The 22388-nt window shown below is 69.6% G+C and carries 23 protein-coding genes and 1 pseudogene; 23 read left to right on the top strand and 1 reads right to left on the bottom strand.

Annotated elements, in window-relative coordinates:
• Positions 1 to 565: pseudogene (locus VGC13_RS07840) on the top strand (hypothetical protein); the annotation flags it as partial.
• A gap of 392 nt (positions 566 to 957) precedes the next feature.
• On the opposite strand, the gene VGC13_RS07835 reads toward VGC13_RS07840, so the two are convergent.
• Positions 958 to 1524, bottom strand: coding sequence for a DUF411 domain-containing protein (locus VGC13_RS07835; protein ID WP_331124677.1), 567 nt, complete (start codon positions 1522 to 1524; stop codon positions 958 to 960).
• A gap of 247 nt (positions 1525 to 1771) precedes the next feature.
• Here VGC13_RS07835 and VGC13_RS07830 point away from each other — a divergent pair, with 247 nt between their 5' ends.
• The 22 genes from VGC13_RS07830 (at position 1772) to cysS (ending at position 22130) form a co-directional block, all read left to right on the top strand.
• Positions 1772 to 2062, top strand: a complete 291-nt coding sequence (locus VGC13_RS07830; RefSeq protein ID WP_331124676.1) for a hypothetical protein — start codon at positions 1772 to 1774, stop codon at positions 2060 to 2062.
• Positions 2063 to 2216: 154 nt separating this feature from the next.
• Complete coding sequence (gene thiM / locus VGC13_RS07825) at positions 2217 to 3014, top strand: hydroxyethylthiazole kinase (RefSeq protein ID WP_331124675.1); 798 nt, start codon at positions 2217 to 2219, stop codon at positions 3012 to 3014.
• 132 nt (positions 3015 to 3146) lie between these two features.
• Entirely contained in the window at positions 3147 to 3620 is a 474-nt protein-coding gene (locus VGC13_RS07820) for a hypothetical protein (RefSeq protein ID WP_331124674.1), read from the top strand.
• Positions 3620 to 3808 (top strand): type II toxin-antitoxin system RelE/ParE family toxin, encoded by a 189-nt coding sequence (locus tag VGC13_RS07815; protein ID WP_331124673.1) that lies wholly within the window; start codon positions 3620 to 3622, stop codon positions 3806 to 3808. Before VGC13_RS07820 ends, VGC13_RS07815 begins: the two co-directional genes overlap by 1 nt.
• A 530-nt stretch (positions 3809 to 4338) precedes the next feature.
• Positions 4339 to 5343 carry a S1C family serine protease gene (locus tag VGC13_RS07810; protein WP_331124672.1) on the top strand — a complete coding sequence of 335 codons (1005 nt, stop codon included), beginning with the start codon at positions 4339 to 4341 and terminating at the stop codon, positions 5341 to 5343.
• A 73-nt stretch (positions 5344 to 5416) separates the two neighbouring features.
• On the top strand, positions 5417 to 5983 hold the full coding sequence (locus VGC13_RS07805; RefSeq protein WP_331124671.1) for a hypothetical protein: 567 nt from the start codon (positions 5417 to 5419) through the stop codon (positions 5981 to 5983).
• A gap of 328 nt (positions 5984 to 6311) precedes the next feature.
• On the top strand, positions 6312 to 6989 hold the full coding sequence (locus VGC13_RS07800) for a histidine kinase dimerization/phospho-acceptor domain-containing protein (RefSeq protein WP_331124670.1): 678 nt from the start codon (positions 6312 to 6314) through the stop codon (positions 6987 to 6989).
• A 105-nt stretch (positions 6990 to 7094) separates the two neighbouring features.
• Positions 7095 to 8462: a sigma-54 dependent transcriptional regulator gene (locus VGC13_RS07795; RefSeq protein WP_331124669.1), complete on the top strand. Its 1368-nt coding sequence runs from the start codon at positions 7095 to 7097 to the stop codon at positions 8460 to 8462.
• 162 nt (positions 8463 to 8624) lie between these two features.
• Positions 8625 to 8846 carry a DUF433 domain-containing protein gene (locus tag VGC13_RS07790; RefSeq protein ID WP_331124668.1) on the top strand — a complete coding sequence of 74 codons (222 nt, stop codon included), beginning with the start codon at positions 8625 to 8627 and terminating at the stop codon, positions 8844 to 8846.
• Positions 8830 to 9159 (top strand): DUF5615 family PIN-like protein, encoded by a 330-nt coding sequence (locus VGC13_RS07785; protein ID WP_331124667.1) that lies wholly within the window; start codon positions 8830 to 8832, stop codon positions 9157 to 9159. Before VGC13_RS07790 ends, VGC13_RS07785 begins: the two co-directional genes overlap by 17 nt.
• 558 nt (positions 9160 to 9717) lie before the next feature.
• Positions 9718 to 9930, top strand: coding sequence for a hypothetical protein (locus tag VGC13_RS07780; protein WP_331124666.1), 213 nt, complete (start codon positions 9718 to 9720; stop codon positions 9928 to 9930).
• Positions 9931 to 10009: 79 nt separating this feature from the next.
• A complete protein-coding gene (locus VGC13_RS07775) occupies positions 10010 to 11605 on the top strand; it encodes a helicase HerA-like domain-containing protein (protein ID WP_331124665.1) in 1596 nt (531 codons plus the stop codon).
• A gap of 219 nt (positions 11606 to 11824) precedes the next feature.
• Positions 11825 to 12220, top strand: a complete 396-nt coding sequence (locus tag VGC13_RS07770) for a response regulator (protein ID WP_331124664.1) — start codon at positions 11825 to 11827, stop codon at positions 12218 to 12220.
• Between the two features lie 546 nt (positions 12221 to 12766).
• Entirely contained in the window at positions 12767 to 13294 is a 528-nt protein-coding gene (locus VGC13_RS07765) for a YtxH domain-containing protein (RefSeq protein WP_331124663.1), read from the top strand.
• A 111-nt stretch (positions 13295 to 13405) separates the two neighbouring features.
• Positions 13406 to 14275, top strand: coding sequence for a YihY/virulence factor BrkB family protein (locus tag VGC13_RS07760; RefSeq protein WP_331124662.1), 870 nt, complete (start codon positions 13406 to 13408; stop codon positions 14273 to 14275).
• Between the two features lie 29 nt (positions 14276 to 14304).
• Positions 14305 to 14904 carry a L,D-transpeptidase gene (locus VGC13_RS07755; protein WP_331124661.1) on the top strand — a complete coding sequence of 200 codons (600 nt, stop codon included), beginning with the start codon at positions 14305 to 14307 and terminating at the stop codon, positions 14902 to 14904.
• A 96-nt stretch (positions 14905 to 15000) separates the two neighbouring features.
• Positions 15001 to 15474 carry an SsrA-binding protein SmpB gene (gene smpB / locus VGC13_RS07750; protein ID WP_331124660.1) on the top strand — a complete coding sequence of 158 codons (474 nt, stop codon included), beginning with the start codon at positions 15001 to 15003 and terminating at the stop codon, positions 15472 to 15474.
• A 2-nt stretch (positions 15475 to 15476) separates the two neighbouring features.
• Entirely contained in the window at positions 15477 to 16706 is a 1230-nt protein-coding gene (locus VGC13_RS07745) for an N-acetylmuramoyl-L-alanine amidase (RefSeq protein ID WP_331124659.1), read from the top strand.
• Positions 16707 to 17682: 976 nt separating this feature from the next.
• Positions 17683 to 18411: an orotidine-5'-phosphate decarboxylase gene (gene pyrF / locus VGC13_RS07740; RefSeq protein ID WP_331124658.1), complete on the top strand. Its 729-nt coding sequence runs from the start codon at positions 17683 to 17685 to the stop codon at positions 18409 to 18411.
• On the top strand, positions 18412 to 18864 hold the full coding sequence (locus VGC13_RS07735; protein WP_331124657.1) for a hypothetical protein: 453 nt from the start codon (positions 18412 to 18414) through the stop codon (positions 18862 to 18864).
• 766 nt (positions 18865 to 19630) lie between these two features.
• The gene (locus VGC13_RS07730; RefSeq protein WP_331124656.1) at positions 19631 to 20584 is read left to right on the top strand and encodes a mechanosensitive ion channel family protein; all 954 of its coding nucleotides are present in this window, start codon (positions 19631 to 19633) and stop codon (positions 20582 to 20584) included.
• A 100-nt stretch (positions 20585 to 20684) separates the two neighbouring features.
• On the top strand, positions 20685 to 22130 hold the full coding sequence (gene cysS, locus VGC13_RS07725) for a cysteine--tRNA ligase (protein WP_331124655.1): 1446 nt from the start codon (positions 20685 to 20687) through the stop codon (positions 22128 to 22130).
• The last annotated feature ends 258 nt before the right edge of the window (positions 22131 to 22388 follow it).

Genomic DNA, 22388 nt, shown 5'->3' with positions numbered 1-22388 from the left:
GCCGTGGCAGCGCATCCACCTCCGCGCCTGGTATGGCCGCACCCGCAAGGCCGTCGAGATCACCTCCTTCACCGCGGTGTGGTACAAGGGGGGCAAGCCTCCGGTCACCGGGCGATTCGTGCTGGTCAGAGATCCTGACGGCAAGCTGGAGCCGCGTGCTTTCCTCTGCACCGACCCCTCGCTTCGCCCTGTACGCATTCTCTCATACTTTGTGCGCCGGTGGCAGATGGAAGTCACTTTCGCCGAAGTCCGCCGTCACCTCGGAGTCGAGACACAGCGCCAATGGTCACGGCTCGCGATCGAGCGCGCCACTCCCGTTCTGCTCGGGTTGTTCTCGGTCGTAGCGATCCTGGCGCAGGAGCTTCATCGCACCGCACGGCTGACACCGCGACAGGCGGCATGGTACGCGAAGCCGGCGCTCACTTTCAGCGACGCCATCGCTGCCGTGCGGAGCAAACTCTGGATGCAGGAGATTATTTCCTCCTCGGCGTCCGACCCCGAGAGTGCTACAATTTCGAGCCCGCTGCTCCAACGCTGGGCCCAAGCACTCGCTTACGCCGCCTGAATAGGCCAAAGTCGAGCTGAGAGGGTGTTGCCAAACCCCCAAACTCACAAAACGCGATGACTTCCTGAGGGAGCGCACGCGTGTAACCCGATTCCACACAACCGCCTGCGCGCGACCGAAGGACCTCGTCTCGGTGGCGCAGGGGCCAGATCAGGGCACGGGACCCGCCCCGCCGTTCTGCTGGCGAGGTCCTTCGGTCGGCGCCAGGGTGCAGCGTACACGCGAGTTACGGGGCGGCGCCTCCCTCAGGAAGTCAATCACGCTGGGAGGTTTGGCAACACCCTCTCAGGAAGTCAAATCGACGCAGTCCGGATCATGAAGTAGAAACGAAGCGCGGACCGGAATCTTTTCCGGCCCGCGCTTCGTGGTATGTGCCGTGACCGCGGCCGCGGTCAGCGCGTCTCGTAGACGGAGACCTTGCCGTCGCGCGCAAAGGCGATGATGTCGTACGGGTCCTTGCGGCCCCCGGGCACCTCCATGCCGGGCGAGCCCATCGGCATCCCCGGCACGGCGATGCCGGCCACCTGCGGGCGCTCGCGCAGCATGCGGTGGATGACGTCGGCGGGCACGTGGCCCTCGACCACGTAGCCGTCCACGATGGCGGTGTGGCACGACCCAAGGTGCCCCGGCACGCCGTGCTCGTGCTTTACCGGCTGCACGTCGGGCATGTCGCGCACCTCCACCGCGAAGCCGGCGGCGCGCACGTGGTCCACCCAGGCGCGGCAGCAGCCGCAGGTGGGCGTCTTGTACACGACCATGGGCGTGCCCTGCGCGGGGTTCGCCACGGCCTGCGCCGGCACCGGCGCTTCGGCGACGGCCTGTCCCGGCTGGGACCCGGATGCCGCACCTTCGGCGGCGGGCGTGGTTTCCGCGTTGCCGGCCTGGTTGCAGGCGCCGGCCGCCAGCAGCAGCAGGACGGCGGCCCGGCCCATCCGCCGGGTGAGGACGTTCGACTTCATGGCGCTCGATCGTTGATGAAGGGGGAAGGGCACCGGACGCGCGGGTGTACGCAACCGGGTACACCGGTTGTCCTGTCCGGGTTCGCCGCGGGGCAGGGCTGCCCCGGCCCCGCGCGCCCGCCGCGGCGGCCGGTCGCGGGCAAGTGAATGCGGCGGAAACGGTTGCGGAACACGCCGCCGCGCGGGCACGGAGTTGGCTACACAGGTGGCCCGAGGATGCTGGGAATACTCAGCCAAGGAGGAGAGCATGACCTCGCTGACGTTCGTCGCCGTGCTGGCGCTGGCCCTGGCGGGCTGGGCGGTGCGGCTGTGGGTCCTGGCGCAGCGTGCCGAGCACCTGGTGGTGCTGCGCCTGGACCGCGGCACGTTTCTGCTGGCCCGCCAGCCGGAGGGCCGGTATCTGCTGATCAACCCTTTCCGCGCCCCCGCGGCGCTGGTGCGCTTCGAGGTGCTGCTGACCCGGGAGCGCTGGCACGCCTTCCGCGCCGCGCTGGCGCGTCCGCCGCGGTGGAGCCGGACCGCCGCGCACCTGCACTGACGCGCGAAGCCGCACCGATTGTAAGGATCACCCCCGGGCCGCCGCCCGGGGGTGATTTTCATTCTCCCCGCGCGTACGTTTCACCTTCGCCGCCCCGTCGTCCGCGGCGGCTGCCCATCACCCGGACGCCCATTCACCCGGAAGCTAGAGCGACGTGAGCGAACGATACGACGCGTGGGGCGCGCTGGAGCGCCTGCGGCAGGCGGGGCCGCTGGTGCACTGCATCACCAACTACGTGGCGATGGACGTCACCGCCAACGCGCTGCTGGCCATCGGCGCCTCCCCCGCCATGGTCCACGCGGGGGACGAGGTGGAGGAGTTCGTCTCCATCTCGTCCGCGCTGGTGGTGAACATCGGCACGCTGTCGGCGCCGTGGGTGGCCGCCATGGAGCGCGCGGCGGACCGGGCCGTGGCGCTGGGCACGCCCTGGGTGCTGGACCCCGTGGGCACCGGCGCCACCGCGTACCGCACGCGCACCGCCCGCGACCTGTCCGGCCGCAAGCCTTCCGTCATCCGGGGCAACGCCTCCGAGATCCTGAGCCTGGCCGGCGAGGTGGGGGGGACGAAGGGCGTCGACAGCACCCGCGGCGCCGACGAGGCCAGTGGCGTGGCGCGCGAGCTGGCGCGGGGGCTGGGGTGCGTGGTGGCCGTCACCGGCGCCACGGACTACGTGACGGACGGCACCCGCACGCTGGCCGTGGAGCACGGCCACCCCATGATGACGCGCGTCACGGCGCTGGGCTGCGCGCTCACGGGCATCACCGGCGCGTTCCTGGCCGTGGAGCCGGAGCCGCTGCTGGCCTCCGCCTACGCGCTGGCCCTCTTTGGCCTGGCGGGGGAGCTGGCGGCCAGCGGCGCCATTGGCCCCGGCACCCTGCGCGTGCGCCTGATGGACGCCCTGCACGTCCTCGACACCGTCACCGACCGCGAAATCCGCATCCGGGAGGTGTAAACGTGGCGGTGTGCGGGCCGTCAATCCGTACACGTCGCGACCACTCGCGTTACGCCGCTGGCGCCAAAGCTGCGCATGCATTTGTGGCTTGCGCGGCACGTGCAATCTGGACGATCTTTCAGGGAGGTTTGGATGGATTCCCCCGGCCCCGACCGCGAGGAGAAGATGCTTGCCGAAGCCCTGGAAGAGCTGAAAGCGCAACCTGCGTATCGGATCAACGAGGATGGAGACGACCTGATCGTCAGGGTTCCCAAGACGCTGGCAACGCGGGAGCGGGTGTCCCGGTTTCTGGACTGGCTGGAGTTCGATCAGCTGCGTAGCCAGAGCGAGCTGACCGAAGAAGACGCCGCGGCGTTCGCGGCAGAGGTGAAGCGCGCGGTATGGGATCAGAACCGGCAGCGCCTGAACGTGACCGATGATTCTTCACTCGCGAGTACGGTGCGGGAGAAGGCGGTAGACCTGATGCAGCGGCTTCCTCCGGACGCCGACGTGGAAGAGGTGATGGAACAGCTGTACTTCCTCTCCAAGGTCGAGCGGGGATTCAGGCAGATCGACGAAGGCCACGGGGTTTCTCACGAGGATGCAAAGCGCCGGTTCGGGCGCTGATGCGGATCGTCTGGTCACCGCAGGCGCTGGAGGACATCGAGGAGATCCGAAGCTACATCGCCCGTGACAGCCCCGTGTCCGCGGAGCTGTTCGTCGACCGGATCTTCGAATCCGCCGAGCGCCTGCTCGATCATCCATGGTCCGGCCGGATCGTCCCGGAATTCAAGGATGCGACCCTCGCGAGGTGATCCTGGCGAGCGATCGCGTGGTCCACCGTGTTCGCCAGGGCACGATCTTCATCTCCACCATCTTCCATACCGCCGACTTCTCATGCCGAATCCCGCAGTCCATTGTGCACCCAGACTTCTACTGGCACCTCACACGGAGGGCACGGAGGAGAAACCGGTCCTCTTGTCTTCTCCGTGTTCGCCGCGTGACACCGAATCCAGGAACAACACCTTGATGGGGTACAGAGGAACAGAGTCAGACAGAGGAGCCAGGATGACATTCAATTCGCTCTCTGTCTGACTCTGTTCCTCTGTACAATCATTCTTTTTTCTTTGTCAGGCATGAGCATGAGACGGGCTGTGGGAAATGCACAATCGGGCCGAGAATCTGGTATCAAACCGGAGCACGTCCGCGCAACGCCTGGATGACCGGTTCGTCTTCGCCTGGGACGGCGGCGGAACGCGCGATGCGGGGTCCGGGTTCAACGCCCGGACCCCGCCGTGTATCTATTCCGCGGGTGCGATGCAGAGAATCCAGTGAGGAGTGGCTGATGAGGACCAGTGGAGTGCAGGTGGTCGCCGCGGCGCTGGCCGTTGGCGTGGGGGTGGGCTTTGGCGCGGCGGTGGGGGCCGACTTCCGGGCCGCACCGCCCGTGTACGCGCAGCAGGAGGGCGAGGAGGCCAGCGTGGTGCGCGTGGCGCGCCAGGTGACGCCCGCGGTGGTCAGCGTGACCACGGAGTTCGGGGCCGGCTCGGGCGTCATCATCCGCGCGGACGGGGTGATCCTGACCAACGCGCACGTGGTGGGGGAAAGCCGCGAGGTGCAGATCGAGCTGGCCAACGGGGAGCGGCTCACCGGGCGCGTGCTGGGCGGCGACCCGGCCATCGACATCGCCGTGGTGGACGTGGAGGGCGCGGACCTGCCCACCGCCGCGCTGGGCAACTCCGACGCGCTGCAGGTGGGGCAGACGGCCATCGCCATCGGCAACCCGCTGGCGCTGCAGCGCACCGTCACGCGCGGCATCGTTTCGGCGCTGAACCGCAACCAGGACCAGATCGGGCTGGACGAGCTCATCCAGACCGACGCCGCCATCAACCCCGGCAACTCCGGCGGCCCGCTGCTGGACTCGCGCGGCCGGGTGGTGGGGATCAACACCGCCATCCTGCGCGGCGCCGGCGGCGTGGGCGAGGGGCTGGGCTTTGCCGTGCCCATCAACCTGGCGTCGGACGTCGCGCGGCAGGTGCTGGAGACGGGACGCGTGCGCCGGGCGTTCATCGGCATTCAGTACAGCGACGTTTCGCCCGAGATGGCCCGCGAGTTCGACCTGCCGGTGGAGCGGGGGATCATCATCCTGCAGGTGGAGCCCGGCTCGCCCGCGGCGCAGGCCGGCATTCGCCGCGGCGACATCATCACCCGCATGGACGGCACCGCCATCAACTCCATGGGCGACCTGCGCCGCGCCATCCGCGAGCGCGACCCCGGCCAGGAGGTCGCGCTGTCCGGCGTGCGCCCCGACGGCCCCTTCACCGCGCGCGTCCGCCTGTCGGAGCGGTAGCCCTGCGCGCGCGCTGGAACGGGCGTTGCTCCCTTTCGCCGGCCTGGACGGTGAACCTGCACGGGAGAGGTGGATGATGCGGTACGACGAGGGATACGGCCGCCACGGCGGATGGGAGACGCGGATGGAGCACGGGGACCACGGCTACGACCGGGGCTACCGCGACCCCCGCCAGGGACGCGGCGGCCCCACGGAGCGGCCATGGGTGGGCGGATACCGCGACGGCTACCAGGGCGGCTCCGGCGGATACGCCGTGGGCACCACCGGCCCGCTGTACGGCGACCGCGGCTACGGCGGCGACTTCGCCCGGCACGAGCGCGGCTACCGGCGCCCCCGCGGCGCCCGTCCCGTGGACAACCGCAGCACGGTGCGCATGCGCGGGAGCGCCCGCGACCTGGACGACTCGTTTGGCCGCGGCGAGCACGGCGACGCGTTCGCGTACGGCGGCGAGCGCGGCGGCTTTGGCGGGCGCGAGGGCGGGGGGATGACGAGCCGCGGCGGCGGGTACGGCCGCGATTTCGGCGGCCGGCCGTCCGGCGGAGGCGGATACGACCGGGGGATGCGCGGCGGCGGAGGCGGCTACGGCCGCGAGTTCCAGCCGCGCCCGCCGCAGGGCCCGCGCCCGTCCCGCTGGTTCTGAGCGAACGGAGGGCGGCACATCGCGGGGGCGCCGGACCATCCGGCGCCCCCGCCGTGCGTCCGGCACCGGCGTCCGCCGGGCGGAGATCGACGGCGCCCGGACCGCGGACCCGCGCGAATCTCCGCGTTGCACGACCACTTTCGCACTTTCGCACTCCCGCACTTTCGCACTTTTTTTCCAGCCCCCCCGTGGGAACGAAACGTGCTTACCTCCCCACCCCAGCGGACCGCGGAGGTCCGCCCCATGAGCAGTCCCGGCGCCGGCCCCCCATGGCCGCGGCCCTCCGGCCGTGCCAGCAGACGGTGCCCTGACGAACGCGCATCAACACGTGAGCGACTCCATCCGGACCGACGCCCCCGGCGCCGCACTGGCGGTTGCCGACGCCCTGCAGGTGCGGGCCAACAAGCTCGACCTGCTGGAGCGGCTGGCCGACGCCCTGGCGCACGAGATCAAGAACCCGCTGCACTCCATGGTCATCAACCTGGAGGTGCTCAAGCGGCGCCTGTCTCGCCCGCCGGGCGAAAGCGGCGACGTGCTGCGCTACGCCACCGTGCTGGGCCAGGAGCTCGACCGCGTGAACCAGCGCATCGAGCTGCTGCTGCGCCTGTCGCGCCCCGAGCGCGGCGGGGCCGAGGAAACCACGCTCAACGAGCTGGTGGAAGAGGTGATGGAGCTGGTCACCCTCGAGGCACGGCACCGCGAGGCGCGGGTGGAGTACGCGCCCGCGGCGCAGATGGTCCGCGTACGCCTGGGGCGCCAGGCCGCCCGCCAGATCATCCTGAACATCGTCCTCGACGCGCTGGACGAGCTCACCGGGGGGCAGGTCCTGCGGATCGCGGTGCGCGTAGAGGAAGGGCGCGCCGTGATGACCGTTTCGGGGGCCGCGTCGTCAGACGGGGGCGAGCGGCTGTCGGTGGCCGCCGCACTGGCCGAGGCGGTGGGCGGACGCGTGGACGTGGAGGGTGAAGAGCGTACCCTTCTGCTTCCCGCCAGCGGAACACACTGACCCCCTTTTCCTACGTGGTGCTGCGCCAACGGGTTGACCGCGGATTGCGTTTGCCCCTATCTTGATTGGTTGCGCAAACGTTCTATCCCCGGACACGACACAGGCATGCCTGAAAAGATCCTGGTAGCCGACGACGAAAAGCACATCGCCGAAGGCCTGCAGATGCTGCTGGCCGATGAAGGCTACGAGGTAGATACCGCCACCGACGGCAACGTGGCGTGGAAGCTGGCCCAGGACGGCGATTACGGCGTGGTGCTGGCGGACCTGCGCATGCCCGAGGTGGACGGGCTGGAGCTGTTCTCGCGCATGCGCAAGGCGGGGATCGCGTCGGAGATGATCATCATCACCGGCGAGGGCTCCGTCGAGTCGGCCAAGGAAGCCATGCGCCAGGGCGCGTACGACTACCTTGAAAAGCCGCTCAAGATCGACCGCCTCAAGGAGCTCATCCCCAAGGCGCTGGAGAAGTTCCAGGTAAAGCAGGCCAACCGCCAGCTGGAAGAGCGGCTCAGCAGCCTGACCCGTTTTGGCGACCTCATCGGCCAGTCCGACGAGATGAAGTCCATCTACGGGATGATCGAGGCCGCGGCGCCCACCAGCGCCAGCATCCTCATCGTGGGCGAGAGCGGCACCGGCAAGGAGCTGGTGGCCCGCGCCATCCACGACAAGAGCAGCCGCCACAAGGGGCCGTTCGTGGCCATCAACTGCGCCGCGTTCCCCCGCGAGATCCTGGAGAACGAGCTGTTCGGCCACGAGAAGGGCGCGTTCACCGGGGCCATCAACGAAAAGCAGGGGTGCTTCGAGCTGGCGGACGGCGGCACGCTGTTCCTGGACGAGGTGGCCGAGATGGAGCCCGACATCCAGGTCAAGTTCCTGCGCGCGCTGGAGCAGCGGTCGTTCCGGCGGCTGGGCGGCAAAAAGGAGATCAGCGTGGACATCCGCGTGGTCTCCGCCACCAACAAGCAGATCAACAAGGCGATCGACGAGGGCAAGCTGCGCGAGGACCTGTTCCACCGCCTTGCCGTGATCCCGCTGTACCTGCCGCCGCTGCGCGAGCGCCGCGGCGACGTGCGGCTGCTGGCCGAGTCGTTCCTGCGCCGGTTCGCCGAGGAGAACGGCAAGAAGTACCTCAAGACGTTCGCGCCGGAGACGCTGGAGTTCATCAACGCCTACCGCTGGCCGGGCAACGTGCGCGAGCTCAAGAACGCCATCGAGCGCGCCGTGATCTTTGCCCGTGCCGACGGCGTGACGCTGATGGACCTGCGCGCGCACGAGCTCATCGCGAGCGAGGACCGCGAGATCCGCGTTCCCGTGGGCACGTCGCTGCAGCAGGTGGAGCGCACCATGGTGCTCAAGACCTTTTCGTTCGCCGAGGGCGACCACCAGCGGGCCGCCACCATGCTGGGCATCGAAGAGGAAGAGCTGCGCAACCGCCTGAACCTGCTGGTCACCGGCGAGGTCGCCGTCGCCAGCTGACGGGCACACGCATCCGACGGATGAAGCCGCGCACCGGAAGCTTCCGGTGCGCGGCTTTTTTCTCTGGCTCACGGGTGCTTGTCCGAATCGGGGTGGTTGGCAAGTCCTGCATTGCAGTAGATTATGCGTGGAGCCAGTTCGCGCGGCACAAGGAGACGACTGATGGAAGACAACGAGATCATCACCGTCAATCCGCGAATCATGAGCGGAACCCCGGTATTCGCGGGTACGCGGGTGCCGGTGGAAAGCCTGATCGCGCATCTGAAGGCGGGCGATACGCTGGAGGACTTTCTCGAAGGGTTTCCCGGCGTACGGCGTGAGCAGGCCGAGGCGTTTCTGGAATTAGCCCTCCGCGCGGCGGTCGGTGATGCGCGTGCTGCTTGACGAGCAACTCGATCATCGGCTGAAGACGCTGTTCGACGCGGACTTCGACGTTGCCACCGTCGTCGAGCTCGGCTGGGGAGGCTTGGAGGATCGTGAGATGCTTCGCGCAGCCGAACAGGAGTTCGATGCGCTCGTGACCATGGACCGCGGGATCCCGCATCAGCAGAACCTGCGAAATCTCGCCCTTGGCATCGTTCTGATTCGCGCCTTCAGCAACCGCCGCGCAGATGTCGCTCCGCTCATCCCGCAGGTGAACGCCGCATTGCGTACGGTGGAGCCTGGAATGGTGGTCTACGTACAGAGCGCCGGTTGAAGAGCCGCCTCCCTTCGCCGTAAGCTCGACCCACCAGGGCTACATATGCCGCGCACCGGAGCCTCCGGTGCGCGGCTTTCTCGTTTCCTCTGCTGTCGGTCCGAAATTATCAATCCCGAAGAAAAGAGCGGCCTCACACGGAGTCAACGGAGTCAACGGAGTTTTCTCGTGCCGCTTCCTCTGTCCTTTGGCGTGAAGTCCAGGTGAGCGGAGGCATGGCGCTCCGGCCGACGAGGCACGAGCCGGCGTGGGCTGCCGGGAACGGAAGAGGGATGGAAATGCGGCAGGATCTCATGAGAAATTTTTTGAGGGGATGCGGATCCTCTCCGGAGCGCACCGGAGCAAGCGGTCGGCACCACCTGATGCGCGATCTGGAGAACCATCCCCGACCACCACAATCGAGAGAGCGACACTGCCTTGTTCCACCGGATTCCGTCTGACGGTTGGATCGGCGGAGCGGATGATGTAAGTTGCCGGGGTGGGGAGGAAGCCCGGGTTTTGCGATCCGCCCGCCCCGGCGGGCAACTCCCTGGCGTATCGACTTTCTGGAGGTGGTGGATGGCGATGATGGACGAGCTGGTGCAGCAGATCGCGACACGTGCCAACCTGCCGCCGGACAAGGCGATGCAGGCGGCGCGCACCGCCATCGAGTTCCTGGACGGCCGCCTTCCCCCGCCGGTGGGCGGCAACCTGGGCCGGCTGCTGGGCGAGGGCGGTGGCCCCGACGTGGGCGACATCGCCGGCAAGCTGGGCGGCCTCTTCGGCCGCTGACGTCCGTCCCGTCCCCTGATCGGCCGGTCCACGGCGGGCCGGCCGCATCCGTTCCACACCCGTTCCCCTTCCGCACGCAATGAATCCCGACGTCCTGAACGCCGCCCGCGCGGCCTTTCCGCCGGCCACCGGCACCGTCACGCTGGGCGCGGTGGTGCACGAGGGCGCCTGCCACCCCGAGCCCGTCGTCACCCTGCCGCTGGCGATGATGAACCGGCACGGGCTGATCGCCGGCGCCACGGGGACGGGAAAGACCAAGACGCTGCAGCTGGTCGCGGAGCAATTGTCCGCGGCCGGCGTCCCCGTCTTTCTCTCCGACGTGAAGGGCGACCTGAGCGGGATCGGCGCGGCGGGGGAGGAGAGCGAGCGGGTGCGGCAGCGGGCGGCGGACACCGGCCACGCGTGGCAGCCGGCGGGAGTGCCCGCGGAGTACCTGAGCCTGTCCGGCAAGCTGGGCGCGCAGATGCGGGCGACGGTGTCGAGCTTTGGGCCGCTGCTGCTGGCCAAGGTGCTGGGGCTGAACGAGACGCAGTCCAGCGTGCTGACGCTGGTCTTCGAGTACTGCGACGACAAGGGGCTGCTGCTGCTGGACCTGTCGGACCTGCGCGCGGTGCTGCAGTACCTGGCCGGCGAGGGCGCGGACGAGCTGAAGAGCTACGGCGGGATGTCGAAGGCGACCGTCGGCGTGCTGCTGCGCGAGCTGCTGGAACTGCAGGCGCAGGACGCGGAGCGCTTCTTTGGCGAGCCGGAGTTCGACCTGGACGACCTGCTGCGCACCGACGCCGCCGGGCGGGGGGTGGTGAGCGTGCTGGAGCTGCAGGACGTGCAGGAAAAGCCCGTGCTGTTCAGCACCTTCATGCTGTGGATGCTGGCCACGCTGTACCACACGCTCCCCGAGGTGGGCGACGTGGAGAAGCCGAAGCTGGTGTTCTTTTTCGACGAGGCGCACCTGCTGTTCGACGACGCCAGCAAGGCGCTGAAGGACCAGGTGGAGCAGGTGGTGCGGCTCATCCGCAGCAAGGGCGTGGGAGTGTTCTTCATCACCCAGAACCCCCGCGACGTGCCGGCCGAGATCCTGGGGCAGCTGGGCCACCGCGTGCAGCACGCCCTGCGCGCGTTCACCCCCGATGACGAAAAGGCCCTGCGCTCCGCCGCGCGCACGTTCCCGAAGACGACGTTCTACGACGTGGAGGAGACGCTGACCACGCTGGGGATCGGCGAGGCGCTGGTGACCACGCTGTCGCCCACCGGCGTGCCCACGCAGCCGTTCGCTACGCGCCTGGTGCCGCCGGCCTCGCGCATGGGCCCGCTGACGCCGGACGAGCTGCGGCAGCGCCTGGCGGAGAGCGGCCAGGTGCGGAAGTACGCGGAGATGGTGGACCGCGAGAGCGCGCGGGAGATGCTGGAAGCGCGGATGGCGGCGGACGACGCGCGGGAGGAGGACGCGCAGGCGGACGACTTTCCGGACGTCCCGCGGCGCGGCGGGCGCACCCCGCGGGCGCCGTCGGCGGACGACGACTCCGGGGACCGCGCGCCGCGCGGCGGCGGCCGGGGACGCGGCCGGGCGCAGAAGAGCACGCTGGAAAAGGTGCTGAGCTCGCCCACCACCAAGTCGTTCGCGCGGACGCTGGCCCGCGGGCTGGTGGGCGCCCTGCTGGGCGGCCGGCGCCGCTAGGACACGGGGTAGCAGGCGGAAGCACTTGTTTCGCCACGATCTGCCGTCCCGCGAGCGAACTAGGTGCAAACATTAAACATAGCCGTACGGTAGCAGCGGCACGGGCGGGGTGCGTTTCGGCGGGTGTTCGGTGGCATGGCGCTTGCCCCTGTAAGACGGCGGTGGTGGCAGGGTCATTCGCGTCTCGCGGGGGGGGACGCCGCACCGGAGGGGCTGAGGATGGCGGCAGAACGCATACTCGTCATCGAGGACGAGGCAGGTGCGCGCGAGGCGCTCAAGAGCCTGCTGGACGAGGAAGGGTACACCGTGGCCACCGCCGAAACGGGGCTGCGCGGGCTGGAGCGCCTGAACGAGTTCCACCCCGACACGGTGGTGTGCGACTTCTACCTTCCCGACATCGACGGGCTGCAGGTGCTGCGCGCGGTGCGGTCGCTGTCCGAGAGCGGCATCACGGTCATCGTGATCACCGCCGGGTGCGGGGGCGAGGAGGCCGAGAGCACGCTGCGGCGCGAGGCGGACTTCTTCTTTCAGAAGCCGCTGGACCTGCGCCGCTTTCGCGACGTGCTGCAGAGCTCCCGCGGCAGCGGCACCAGCCGGCCGGCGCTGGCGGTGTAGCGCGCTTCGCCCGCAGGCCATTGCTGTACGCTCCGCACCCTCTCTCACCGACGTGAGGGAGGGTGCGCACGTGAGGAGGATGGGGCGTGGCGGGCGCCCCCTCCGGGCTCGCACCACTCGCCCACCTCCCCCGAAACCGCTGGGGGAGGTTGATTGCACCCGCCGGTTTCGCGCGCGGAAACGGGCGCACGGTGCCGGAAAATGCCGCTCGCAGCGGGACCGGCGAGTCCGCGCAGTGGATTTCGTGACGTCGCGGCCGCGGCTTGAACCGCCGGGATGATGCTGGCCGGAGCATCCGAGCCGTCGCGTGAGGGATGCGCGCCCGCAGGGGCGAGACACCGGCGCGCCGTGCACGAGCGTGGAGGGAGCGCGAGGAACCCTGGCGCGCCGGGGGCTCGACGCCGTTGGGCACAGTTGTATCGTGCCCTACGGCGCGCGCAGCCCGGCCCGGAGCGCAGCGGAGGGACACGCCCAAACCACGCAGCCGTCTCGAAAAGACGCACAACACCACACCAGCCCGATCCACCCCCACAGGAAAGCCCGGCCATGCACCACGAAGACGAAGCGGACGACGAGTACGAGGTGGTGATCGAGGAGCGCGGCGGCGGCCTGGGCACCTTCGTGGTGGGCGCGCTGTTCGGCGCGGGGGTGGCGCTGCTGCTGGCGCCGCGCGGCGGCCGCGAGGTGCAGGCGGAGCTGGCGCGGCTGCTGGGCGGCGTGCGCGAGCGGGCCGGCGGGCCGGTGGAGGGCACGCGCGAGTCGGTGGCCGGGTGGGTGGGCCGCACGCGCGGCCGGGTGGCGGGGCGGCTGGACGAGGTGCGCGCCGCCGTGGACGACCGGCTGGACCAGGTGCGCGGCGCCGTGGACGAGGGGCGGATGGCGGCCACGCAGGCGCGCGTGGAGCTGCGCCGGCGCGTGGACGAGGCCAAGGCGTCGTACCGCGGCGGACGCGGCGACATTCCCTTCTCCGGCCCGCGCGTGGTCGCGGCCGAGCGGCCCGCGGCGGGCGCGGACGACGAGGCGGCGGTCAGCGGGGCGGCGGCGGAGCGCGACGCGGGCGACGTTGCGCGGTAGGCGCGCGTTGACGCGGTCTTGCGCAGTGCGGTAGCTTTGGCCATGGCCGAACACCTGCCGGAGGGTCGAGCATCCGTAGCGTGGAGGGCCGCCCGTGCGGCCCTTTCGCGCATGTCGCGCGGAGGGCTCGACTTCTGCCGCCGGGTGTACCTCAAGGCCGGCGACGACGACATCTTCTTTCTGGCCGGCGGGATCGCCTTCAACCTGCTGCTGGCGGCACTGCCGTTTCTGCTGCTGATGATCGCCGTCTTCGGCTACGTGCTCAAGCGTGCGGTGGACGACCCGGAGCAGGCGGCGGTCAACTACGTGCTCTCCATCCTGCCCCCCTCGCAGCAGATCGTGGGGCTTACGCGCACGCTGGTGCGCGAGGTGGTGGCGGGGCGCACGCAGTTCGGAATCCTGGGCCTGGTGCTGTTCGTCTGGACGTCCACGCGCCTGTTCGGCTCGCTGCGGTCGGTGCTCAAGCACATCTTCGACCTGCCGGAGGAGCGCAGCATCGTGGCGGGGAAGATCTTCGACCTGCAGATGGTGCTGGTGGCCGGCACGCTGTTCGTGCTGAACACGGGCACCACGGTGGTGGTCGAGGCGGCACAGTCCTACGGGGTGGAGTGGCTGGGGCTGGCGGGGCGGCACGAGTGGGAGGTGCTGCAGCGGGCGTCGGCGCGGCTGCTGGCGTTCGGGTTCATCCTGCTGGCGTTCCTGCTCATCTACCGCTACCTGCCGCTGCGCAAGACGCCGTGGCGCATTGCCTTGGTGGCGGCCGTGTTCACCGCGGTCGTCTGGGAGATGCTGAAGGGTGCCTTTGCCTGGTACGTGAGTACGGTGGCCGACTACCGCACCACGTACGGCACGCTGGCCACCCTGGTCCTTCTGGTGTTGTGGGTGTACTACTCGGCGATCGTGTTCGTGCTGGGCGGCGAGGTGGCGCAGGTATACGACTTGATCCGCCGGCGCAGGAAACAGAGGGAGCTGCTGGAATGATGAAGGGAAGTGCGAGAGTGCGTGAGTGCGTGAGTGCGAGAGTGGGCGCGGGGTGGATCCTCGGGCTCCTCGCTGCGCTTCTGTTCGCGGCGGACGCGGGGGCGCAGACCATGCCGGGGGCGCCGCTGGCGCTGGCGCACGGGGTGGAGCGCGAGGGCGCGGCGCGGTACCGCGACCCGCCGATCGGGGCGGAGGGGCGCTACATCGTGGTCTCGCTGGAGGAGCACCGGCTGTACCTGATGGAGGAGGAGCGGGTGATCTGGTCCACCGTCGTGGGCACCGGCACCGGCACGCGGCTGGAGGGCGCCGGGCAGGAGTGGGATTTTTCCACTCCGCGCGGCATGTTCCGCGTGCAGCGCAAGGAAAAGAACCCGCGCTGGTACGTCCCCGACTGGGCGTACCTGGAGCGCGGCGAGCGGATTCCGGACGCGGACGATCCCAAGCGCTGGGAAGAGGGGATGCTGGGCACCACGGCGCTGTTCGTGGGCGAGGGCATTGCCCTGCACGGCACCAACAAGCCCGAGCTGCTGGGCCAGGCGGTGAGCCACGGCTGCATTCGCATGAGCAACGAGGCCGCGCGGATGCTGTACCACGAGGTCGAGGTGGGAACACCGGTGTTCATCTACTGAGAGGGAATAGGGAACAGGGAATAGGGAATAGCCGGCAACGGCACCTTCGTACCTGTCGTACGCACTCTCGCACTTTCGCACTCTCGCACTCTTCTGATGGCTGAAGCGAAGTCCGGCGACCGGATCGCCGTGCAGAACCGCAGGGTCCGGCACGAGTACCACGTGCTGGACACCTGGGAGGCGGGGATCGTGCTGCAGGGCACGGAGGTAAAGTCGCTGCGCGACGGCAAGGCCAACCTGCAGGACGCATTCGCGCGCCTGGACTATCGCGGCGAGCTGTGGCTGCACAACCTGCACATCTCGCCGTACGAGATGGGCAACCGCTTCAACCACGACCCGCTGCGCCCGCGCAAGCTGCTGATGCACCGCAGCGAGCTGCGGCGGCTGGTGGGGCAGGTGGAGCAGAAGGGCCTTACCCTGGTGCCGCTGGACCTGCACTTCACCAACGGCATCGCCAAGGTGAACCTGGCCCTGGTGAAGGGAAAGAAGCTGCACGACAAGCGCGAAACGCTCAAGGAGCGCGCCGACCAGCGCGACGTGGAACGCGCCTACAAGAACCGGGACGACTGAGCATGACCAGGGATCCTCGGCTGCGATACCTCGCGGTACTTCTTCTCGTTCTGCTTCCCTACCACCCCGGATTCCTTCCCGCGCAGCCCGCGCCGCAGACGTGGCGGCTGGTGCTGGGCGGGGAAACCGCGCTGGTGGCCGAGGCCACGGACCGCGGCTACCCCGCCGTCCCGGCCTCGGCGCTGCTGTCGCTGGGGGCGCGCGTCTCGTACGGGCGCGGCGAGGTGACGGCGGCGTTCGGCGCGCGCGAGTTCCGCTTTCGCGTGGACTCGCCGGGCGTGGTGGTGGACGGGCGGCCGCTGATGATGGCCAGCGCCGTCTACGAGGCGGGCGGGGTGGTGTTCATCCCCGCGGAGTTCTTCCTGTCCATCCTCCCCCAGGGCGTGCCGGGCGCGGTGACGGTGGATGCGGGAGCCCGCATCGTCTGGGCGGACGCGGCGGCGCTGGCGGCGGCGCCGGTGGCTCCCGCGCCCGCTCCGCCGACGGCCATCGCGGCGCCGCAGCCGGCGCCGGGGCCGCAGGTGCGGCGGCTGGTGGTGATCGACGCGGGGCACGGGGGCGTGGACCCGGGCGCGGTGGGGCCGGGCGGGACTCGCGAAAAGGACATCAATCTGCAGATGGCCCGCCGGGTGGTGGAGATCCTGCGGCAGGACCCCACGCTGGACGTGCGCCTTACGCGCAACCGCGACACGCTGATCGCGCTGCGCGACCGCGCCCGCTTCGCAAATTCGTGGCGGGCCGAGGGGCAGCCGGCGCTGTTCATGTCCATCCACTGCAACGCCCACCCCAGCCGTTCGGAAACGGGGTACGAGACGTTCTTCCTTTCGGACGCGCGGACGGCGGATGCGCGCCGGGTGCAGCAGATGGAAGACGCGGCGGAGCAGTACGAGGAGGAGCGCGGCGGCCCGCGCGGTCCGCTGGACTTCATCATGAGCGACCTGCGCCAGAACCAGTACCTGCGCGAGAGCAGCGACTGGGCGCAGCTCATCCAGGACCGGCTGCGGCAGGTGCACCCCGGGCCCAACCGCGGGGTGAAGCAGGCGGGGTTCGCGGTGCTGGTGGGCGCCTTCATGCCCGCGGTGCTGGTGGAGATCGGCTTCATCAGCAACCGCACCGAAGAGCAGATGCTGCGCGATCCTGAGCAGCAGGACACCATCGCGCGGCAGCTGGCCAGCAGCGTGCACGACTTCTTCCGCGCCACGGCGGGGCGGACGGCGCGGACGGGGAACTGACGGGTCGCTGGCTTCGCCGGGAGCGAGTGAACTCGCCGCAACAACCGCGGAAAGCCCCGCAAACTGCGCGGGGCTTCAACTGCGATGACCGCTCGATCATGCCGCTCGTTTGTGTGTTTCTGAGTCCAGTCGCGCTTTTGCGCACCCTGGCAGACCAAACAGGAACTGTCATTCCGAGGCCCGCCCACGCTGCCACTGGACGATTGCGGCGCGGGTTGCAGGGCCGAGGAATCTACCGTCGGCCTGCCGAGAGGCAGTCGCGGCAGCCCCGCCCCGCACCTGAGAGGGTGTTGCTAAACCGCAAATCCATAATGAAGCGGTGACTTCCTGAGGGAGCGCACCACGCGTAACCAGAAGTCACACAACAGATTGCGCGCGACCGAAGGACCTCGTCTCGGTGGCGCAGGGGCCAGATCGGGGCACGGAACCAGCCCCGTCGTTCTGCTGGCAAGATCCTTCGGTCGGCGCCAAGCTGCAGTGTACAAGCGAGTTACAGGGCGGCGCCTCCCTCAGGAAGTCAACCACGCTGGGAGGTTTGGCAACACCCTCTGAGGCAACCGCGGAGTCAGACAGAGCCGATGGCCGCATCCCGCGGGGCTGGTGTCATGAAGCGCGTCACGAGCATCCGACGGTAGATTCCCAGTCGGCGCCATGCCCTTGCGTGAGAAACAGGTTCGTCACGGCGCCTCCCTCGGAATGACGGTTCGGCGTGTGCGGCGGAGGTGCGCTGCGCGTAACCTGAAGGTGCGGAACATCTTCCCGGCCTTCCGGTGTCCTCCATTCGCCGGCGACCGTCCTCTCCCGGGGCGTCCTGAGTCTCGCGGGGCGGACAATCGCGGCGGTGCGGGGGATGAAGATCGCGCGCCGCGAATCTGCCGGATCGCCCCGCAGTCCCTGACGTTTCGGCCCGCGGCGTACCGATCGCCGCGGGTCGGCCCGCAAATCGCCCTGTCCACCCACGACTTCCCTGACGCCCATGCGACGCCCGATCCCCATCATCGCCCTGGACGTGCCGGCCCGCGCCGACGCCGAGTCGCTGCTGGACCGGCTGGGCCCCGCGGCCGACTTCGTAAAGGTGGGGCTGCAGCTGTTCACGGCCGAGGGGCCGGACGTGGTGCGGGCGATGCGGGACCGCGGCTGCCGCGTGTTCTTGGACCTGAAGCTGCACGACATCCCCAACACCGTCGCGCACGCGGTGGAATCCGCCGCCAGGCTGGGCGCGGACCTGCTGACGGTGCACGCCTCCGGCGGCGCGGCGATGCTGCGGGCCGCGCGCCAGGCCGCGGGGACGCGCGGTGAGGGCGGGATCGGCCTGCTGGGCGTGACGGTGCTGACGTCGCTTTCCGCGGACGAGGTGGCGGAGGCGTGGGGCCGCGACCGGGTGTCCGCCGAGGACGAGGTGGAGCGGCTGGCGCGTCTGGCGGAAGGCGCAGGGATGGACGGCGTGGTGGCGTCGGTGCACGAGCTGCCCGTCATCCGCCGCGCGACGGGCGGGGACTTTCGCGTGCTGACGCCGGGGATTCGCCTGGCCGGCGACGCTGCGGGCGACCAGGCCCGCGTCGCGACCCCGGGCCAGGCGGCGCGGCTGGGATCGGACTACATCGTGCTGGGCCGGTCCGTGACCGCCGCGGCCGACCCGGCGGAGGCGCTGCGCCGCGCGATCGGCGAGCTGGACGACGCGTTATCAGAACCCATTGCGGGATAGATGAAGAAGAATCCGACGTTCCCCATCCTCCTGGCGCTGCTGCTGGGCGTTCTTGCGCCGCGCGCACTGGCGGCGCAGCAGGACCCGGCGCCGCTGGCGGCCTTCGTCGCGACGGTTTCGCGGCTGTGGACGGCCGGCGCGGCGGACGAGATCGTTGCGCTGGCGCCGGAGGACGGGCGCATTCTGCTGGACCTTGCGGGCGAAGGGCCGGGCGAGGTGCAGCCGCGCAACGCCGCCGCCGCGCTCCGCCGGCTGTTCGCCGAGCGCGAGAACGTGAGCGTGCGCGCCAGCCGCGTCACCATCTCCGGCGGCACGCCCCTGCGCGGCTTCGGCGAGCTGACGTGGATCGCCCGCCCGCGCGGGGTGACGGAGACGCTGTCGTCGGTGGTGTACGTCGGCGCGGTGTGGGAGGATGGGGAATGGCGCATCCGCGAGCTGCGGGTGATGCGGTAGGTGATGGCAGTCGGCGGGGGTGATTGTTTCGGCGGAGGTAATTGTGTCGGCGGAGGGGGTCGGGTGATTTGTCGGGCGCGGGTATTGGGTGGATGATGGCGCGATGGCGGCGGGCGGCTGCCTTGGGTGGATGATGCCCATTTCCGATTCTAGTCTGGTAGCCGTGCCGTCCGCCCGCGGGAGCGAATGAATTCGCCGCTGGAAAATCGCAAAGTCCGCCTTCGCGGACTCGGCGGCCCGGCTCTATGCGGCGTCCGAAGCACCTGCGCGTCCGCCACCCGGCGATCACCGAATCAGATCCGCAATGGGCATAATCCGCGGCTGAACAGCGGGAAGCCCCGCAAACCGCGCAGGGCTGCGATGCCGCCGGTCCGGGGCGGGTTCGACGAGTTACGAGGTGCGGACGGTAGATTCCTCAGCCGGCGCCAGAGGATTGGGTGGGGACGGGTCCGCGCGGCGCCTCCTTCGGAATGACAGATTGGGCGTGGCGCTTTGTACTCGGCACCCGGCTCGATGCAGGCGAGGCCCCGTCCGGCGCGATTCGCGAGCCGGGACGGGGCTTCGGCATTTCGGAGGCGAGTTCACCTCGTCACCCGCTCACCCCTTCACCCGCTCACCCCTTCACCCGCTCACCCCTTCACCCCTTCACCCCTTCACCCCTTCACCCCTCCGGGGTTGACCCTGCCGCGCCCGCGGCCTACGTTCGGCGCGGCATCCCAGATCAGCCGGGCACCCGATCCACTCCGAACGTCCACACGCCGCGCAGATGATGCAGCAGGGCGACGCCGACCTTCTGGCGCAGCTTGCCAACCGCCTGAACGGTGACGTGCTGGCCGAGACCGGCGGGCGCATCCTGGGCGCCGTCGTCGTGGCCTGGATGTGCTACTGGGCGCTCATCCTGGTGCTGCGGCGCATCGAGCAGTCGATGGCCAGCTCGGCCACCGGCACCATCAGCGCCCAGGAGCAGCGCACCCGCACGCTGATCAGCCTGCTGCGCAGCGTGGGCGTGGTGCTGATCGCGGTGGTGCTGGTGTTCATGGTGCTGAACGCCCTGGGGGTGCAGCTGGGGCCGCTGCTGGCCGGCGCCGGCGTGCTGGGGCTGGCGGTCTCGTTCGGGGCGCAGTCGCTGGTAAAGGACGTGATCAGTGGGCTGTTCATGCTGTTCGAGAACCAGTTCGGCGTGGGCGACGTGATCCGCATCGAGGGGGTGAGTGGCGCGGTGGAGCGGATGACGCTGCGCGTGGTGGTGCTGCGCGACGTGCACGGGGCGGTGCACATCGTCCCGAACGGGCAGATCACCAAGGTGAGCAACCTTACCCGCAGCTGGTCGCGCGCGGTGCTGGACGTGGCGGTGGCCCACTCGGAAGACCCCGACCGCGCCATGGCGGTGCTGCGCGAGGTGGGCGAGGAACTGTACCAGGACCCCGAGTGGAAGCCGCTGCTGGTGGAGCCGGTGCAGGTGCCGGGGATCGAGAACCTCACCGACGCCGCCGTCACCATTCGCGTGATGGCCAAGACGCTCCCGCTCAAGCAGTGGGACGTGGCCCGCGAGCTTCGGCGGCGCATCAAGCTGCGCTTCGACCGCGACGGCATCGAGATCCCCCACGCCACCCAGACGGTGTACTGGGGCGAGGGGCAGCAGCCGGGCTTTGCCATGTCCGGCCCGGCCGCCGCCAACGCCCTTCCCCTTCCCCGCGCGAACGACGATGGCCAGGAGTAGCAGGCGATGTAGGCCGGCCCGCCGATAGCAGGGCCGCTCCCGGCACGGGCGCCCCGGCGCCCGTGCGCACCCGTCGACTGCGAATCCCGGACACAAAACGATGCCGCTTCGCTTCTACAACACGCTCACCCGCCGCGAAGAAGAGTTCGTCCCCCTGCACGAGGGAAAGGTGGGGATGTACGTCTGCGGCCCCACCGTCTACGCGCCGCCGCACATCGGCAACATGCGCACGTTCTTTTTTGCGGACGTGCTGCACCGGTACCTGGAGTACCGCGGCTACGAGGTGCGCTTCGTGATGAACCTGACGGACGTGGACGACAAGACCATCCGGGGGGCGCTGAAGAACGGCGTTTCGCTGAACGACTACACGCAGCCGTTCATCGACGACCTGTTCCGCAACTTCGAGCAGCTGGGCATTCACCGCGCCGACGTGCACCCCCGCGCCACGGACTACGTGGACGGGATGATCGACGTCATCCGCCGGCTGGAGGAGCGCGGGCTGGCGTACGTGGCCGACGGCTCGGTGTACTACGACATCTCGGAGTTCGCGGACTACGGCAAGCTGTCGAAGGTCGACGTCAGCGCGGGCCGCCGCGGCGAGCGCGTGGCCGCGGACGAGTACGACAAGGACGACGTGCGCGACTTCGTGCTCTGGAAGGCGGTGAAGCCCGAGGACGAGCAGGTGGGCGCGGCCTGGGACACGCCGTGGGGGCGCGGGCGGCCGGGGTGGCACATCGAGTGCTCGGCCATGAGCATGCAGGAGCTGGGCGAGACGTTCGACATCCACGCGGGCGGGGTGGACCTGATCTTTCCCCACCACGAGGACGAGATCGCCCAGTCCGAGGGGGCCACGGGCAAGCCGTTCGCGCGGTACTGGCTGCACGGCGAGTTCCTGCTGCTGGACGGCGGGAAGATGGCCAAGAGCACGGGCAACATCTTCAACCTGCAGGACCTGGTGGACCGGGGGGTGAGCCCGTCGGCGATCCGCTACCTGTTCCTGACGGCGCACTACCGCAGCAAGCTCAACTTCACCTTCGAGGGATTGAACGCGGCGGCCGAGGCGGTGCGCCGCATTCGCGACGCGCGCGACCGCCTGCGCGCGCACCCTGCCGCGCGCGACCCGGACCCCATGGACACGCCCACGCTGCACCCGGCGGCCGACGAGGCGCTGTCGGCGTTCGCGGCGGCGATGGACCAGGACCTGAACAGCAGCGTGGCGCTGGCGGCGCTGCACGAGCTGGTGAACCGCGTGAACGCGCGGCTGCACGAGCTGGGGACCGCCGCCATCAGCGAGGCGGAGCGCGACGCGGCGCTGCGGGCGTTCGAGCGCATCGACGCGGTGTTCGGCTTCGTGGCGCTGGCGGACCGCGAAAACGTGGTCGACGACGATCTCTCGGCGTGGGTGGAGGAGCGGCTGGCGGCGCGGCAGGCGGCGCGCGCGTCCCGCGACTTTGCCGCGGCGGACTCCATCCGCGACGAGATCGCCGCGCGCGGCGTGGTGATCGAGGACACGCCGCAGGGGGCGCGGTGGAAGCGGGGGGCGTGAAGGGCAGGGAATAGGGAACAGGGAATAGGGAATAGGGAATAGGGAACAGGGAACAGGGAATAGGGAATAGGGAATAGGGAATAGGGAATAGGGAATAGGGAATAGGGAATAGGGAATAGGGAATAGGGAATAGGGAATAGCGGACGCACGCCGGCAGGGATTGGGCTGCGTCCGCGGGGGAGCTCTCCGGCTCTTCCCAAACCGCGGGGGAGAGGTGACGCGCTTCGACGGGCATCGAATTGCTCCGCTTTTCTTCCG

The sequence above is a fragment of the Longimicrobium sp. genome (assembly GCF_036399255.1).
Classification (GTDB): Bacteria; Gemmatimonadota; Gemmatimonadetes; order Longimicrobiales; family Longimicrobiaceae; genus Longimicrobium.
The sequence above is the reverse complement of the archived record's forward strand: the minus strand, read 5'-3'. Positions and strand labels throughout refer to the sequence as shown.

Excerpts from the sequence above, each read along its gene's own strand:
- VGC13_RS07765 (WP_331124663.1), top strand. The coding sequence starts at position 12,767 with ATGCACCACGAAGACGAAGCGGACGACGAGTACGAGGTGGTGATCGAG.
- VGC13_RS07770 (WP_331124664.1), top strand. The coding sequence starts at position 11,825 with ATGGCGGCAGAACGCATACTCGTCATCGAGGACGAGGCAGGTGCGCGC.
- VGC13_RS07805 (WP_331124671.1), top strand. The coding sequence starts at position 5,417 with ATGATGCGGTACGACGAGGGATACGGCCGCCACGGCGGATGGGAGACG.
- VGC13_RS07775 (WP_331124665.1), top strand. The coding sequence starts at position 10,010 with ATGAATCCCGACGTCCTGAACGCCGCCCGCGCGGCCTTTCCGCCGGCC.
- VGC13_RS07835 (WP_331124677.1), bottom strand. The coding sequence starts at position 1,524 with ATGAAGTCGAACGTCCTCACCCGGCGGATGGGCCGGGCCGCCGTCCTG.
- VGC13_RS07815 (WP_331124673.1), top strand. The coding sequence starts at position 3,620 with ATGCGGATCGTCTGGTCACCGCAGGCGCTGGAGGACATCGAGGAGATC.
- VGC13_RS07785 (WP_331124667.1), top strand. The coding sequence starts at position 8,830 with ATGCGCGTGCTGCTTGACGAGCAACTCGATCATCGGCTGAAGACGCTG.
- VGC13_RS07830 (WP_331124676.1), top strand. The coding sequence starts at position 1,772 with ATGACCTCGCTGACGTTCGTCGCCGTGCTGGCGCTGGCCCTGGCGGGC.
- VGC13_RS07810 (WP_331124672.1), top strand. The coding sequence starts at position 4,339 with ATGAGGACCAGTGGAGTGCAGGTGGTCGCCGCGGCGCTGGCCGTTGGC.
- VGC13_RS07795 (WP_331124669.1), top strand. The coding sequence starts at position 7,095 with ATGCCTGAAAAGATCCTGGTAGCCGACGACGAAAAGCACATCGCCGAA.
- smpB (WP_331124660.1), top strand. The coding sequence starts at position 15,001 with ATGGCTGAAGCGAAGTCCGGCGACCGGATCGCCGTGCAGAACCGCAGG.
- VGC13_RS07820 (WP_331124674.1), top strand. The coding sequence starts at position 3,147 with ATGGATTCCCCCGGCCCCGACCGCGAGGAGAAGATGCTTGCCGAAGCC.
- VGC13_RS07790 (WP_331124668.1), top strand. The coding sequence starts at position 8,625 with ATGGAAGACAACGAGATCATCACCGTCAATCCGCGAATCATGAGCGGA.
- VGC13_RS07780 (WP_331124666.1), top strand. The coding sequence starts at position 9,718 with ATGGCGATGATGGACGAGCTGGTGCAGCAGATCGCGACACGTGCCAAC.
- VGC13_RS07745 (WP_331124659.1), top strand. The coding sequence starts at position 15,477 with ATGACCAGGGATCCTCGGCTGCGATACCTCGCGGTACTTCTTCTCGTT.
- pyrF (WP_331124658.1), top strand. The coding sequence starts at position 17,683 with ATGCGACGCCCGATCCCCATCATCGCCCTGGACGTGCCGGCCCGCGCC.
- VGC13_RS07760 (WP_331124662.1), top strand. The coding sequence starts at position 13,406 with ATGTCGCGCGGAGGGCTCGACTTCTGCCGCCGGGTGTACCTCAAGGCC.
- cysS (WP_331124655.1), top strand. The coding sequence starts at position 20,685 with ATGCCGCTTCGCTTCTACAACACGCTCACCCGCCGCGAAGAAGAGTTC.
- VGC13_RS07735 (WP_331124657.1), top strand. The coding sequence starts at position 18,412 with ATGAAGAAGAATCCGACGTTCCCCATCCTCCTGGCGCTGCTGCTGGGC.
- VGC13_RS07730 (WP_331124656.1), top strand. The coding sequence starts at position 19,631 with ATGATGCAGCAGGGCGACGCCGACCTTCTGGCGCAGCTTGCCAACCGC.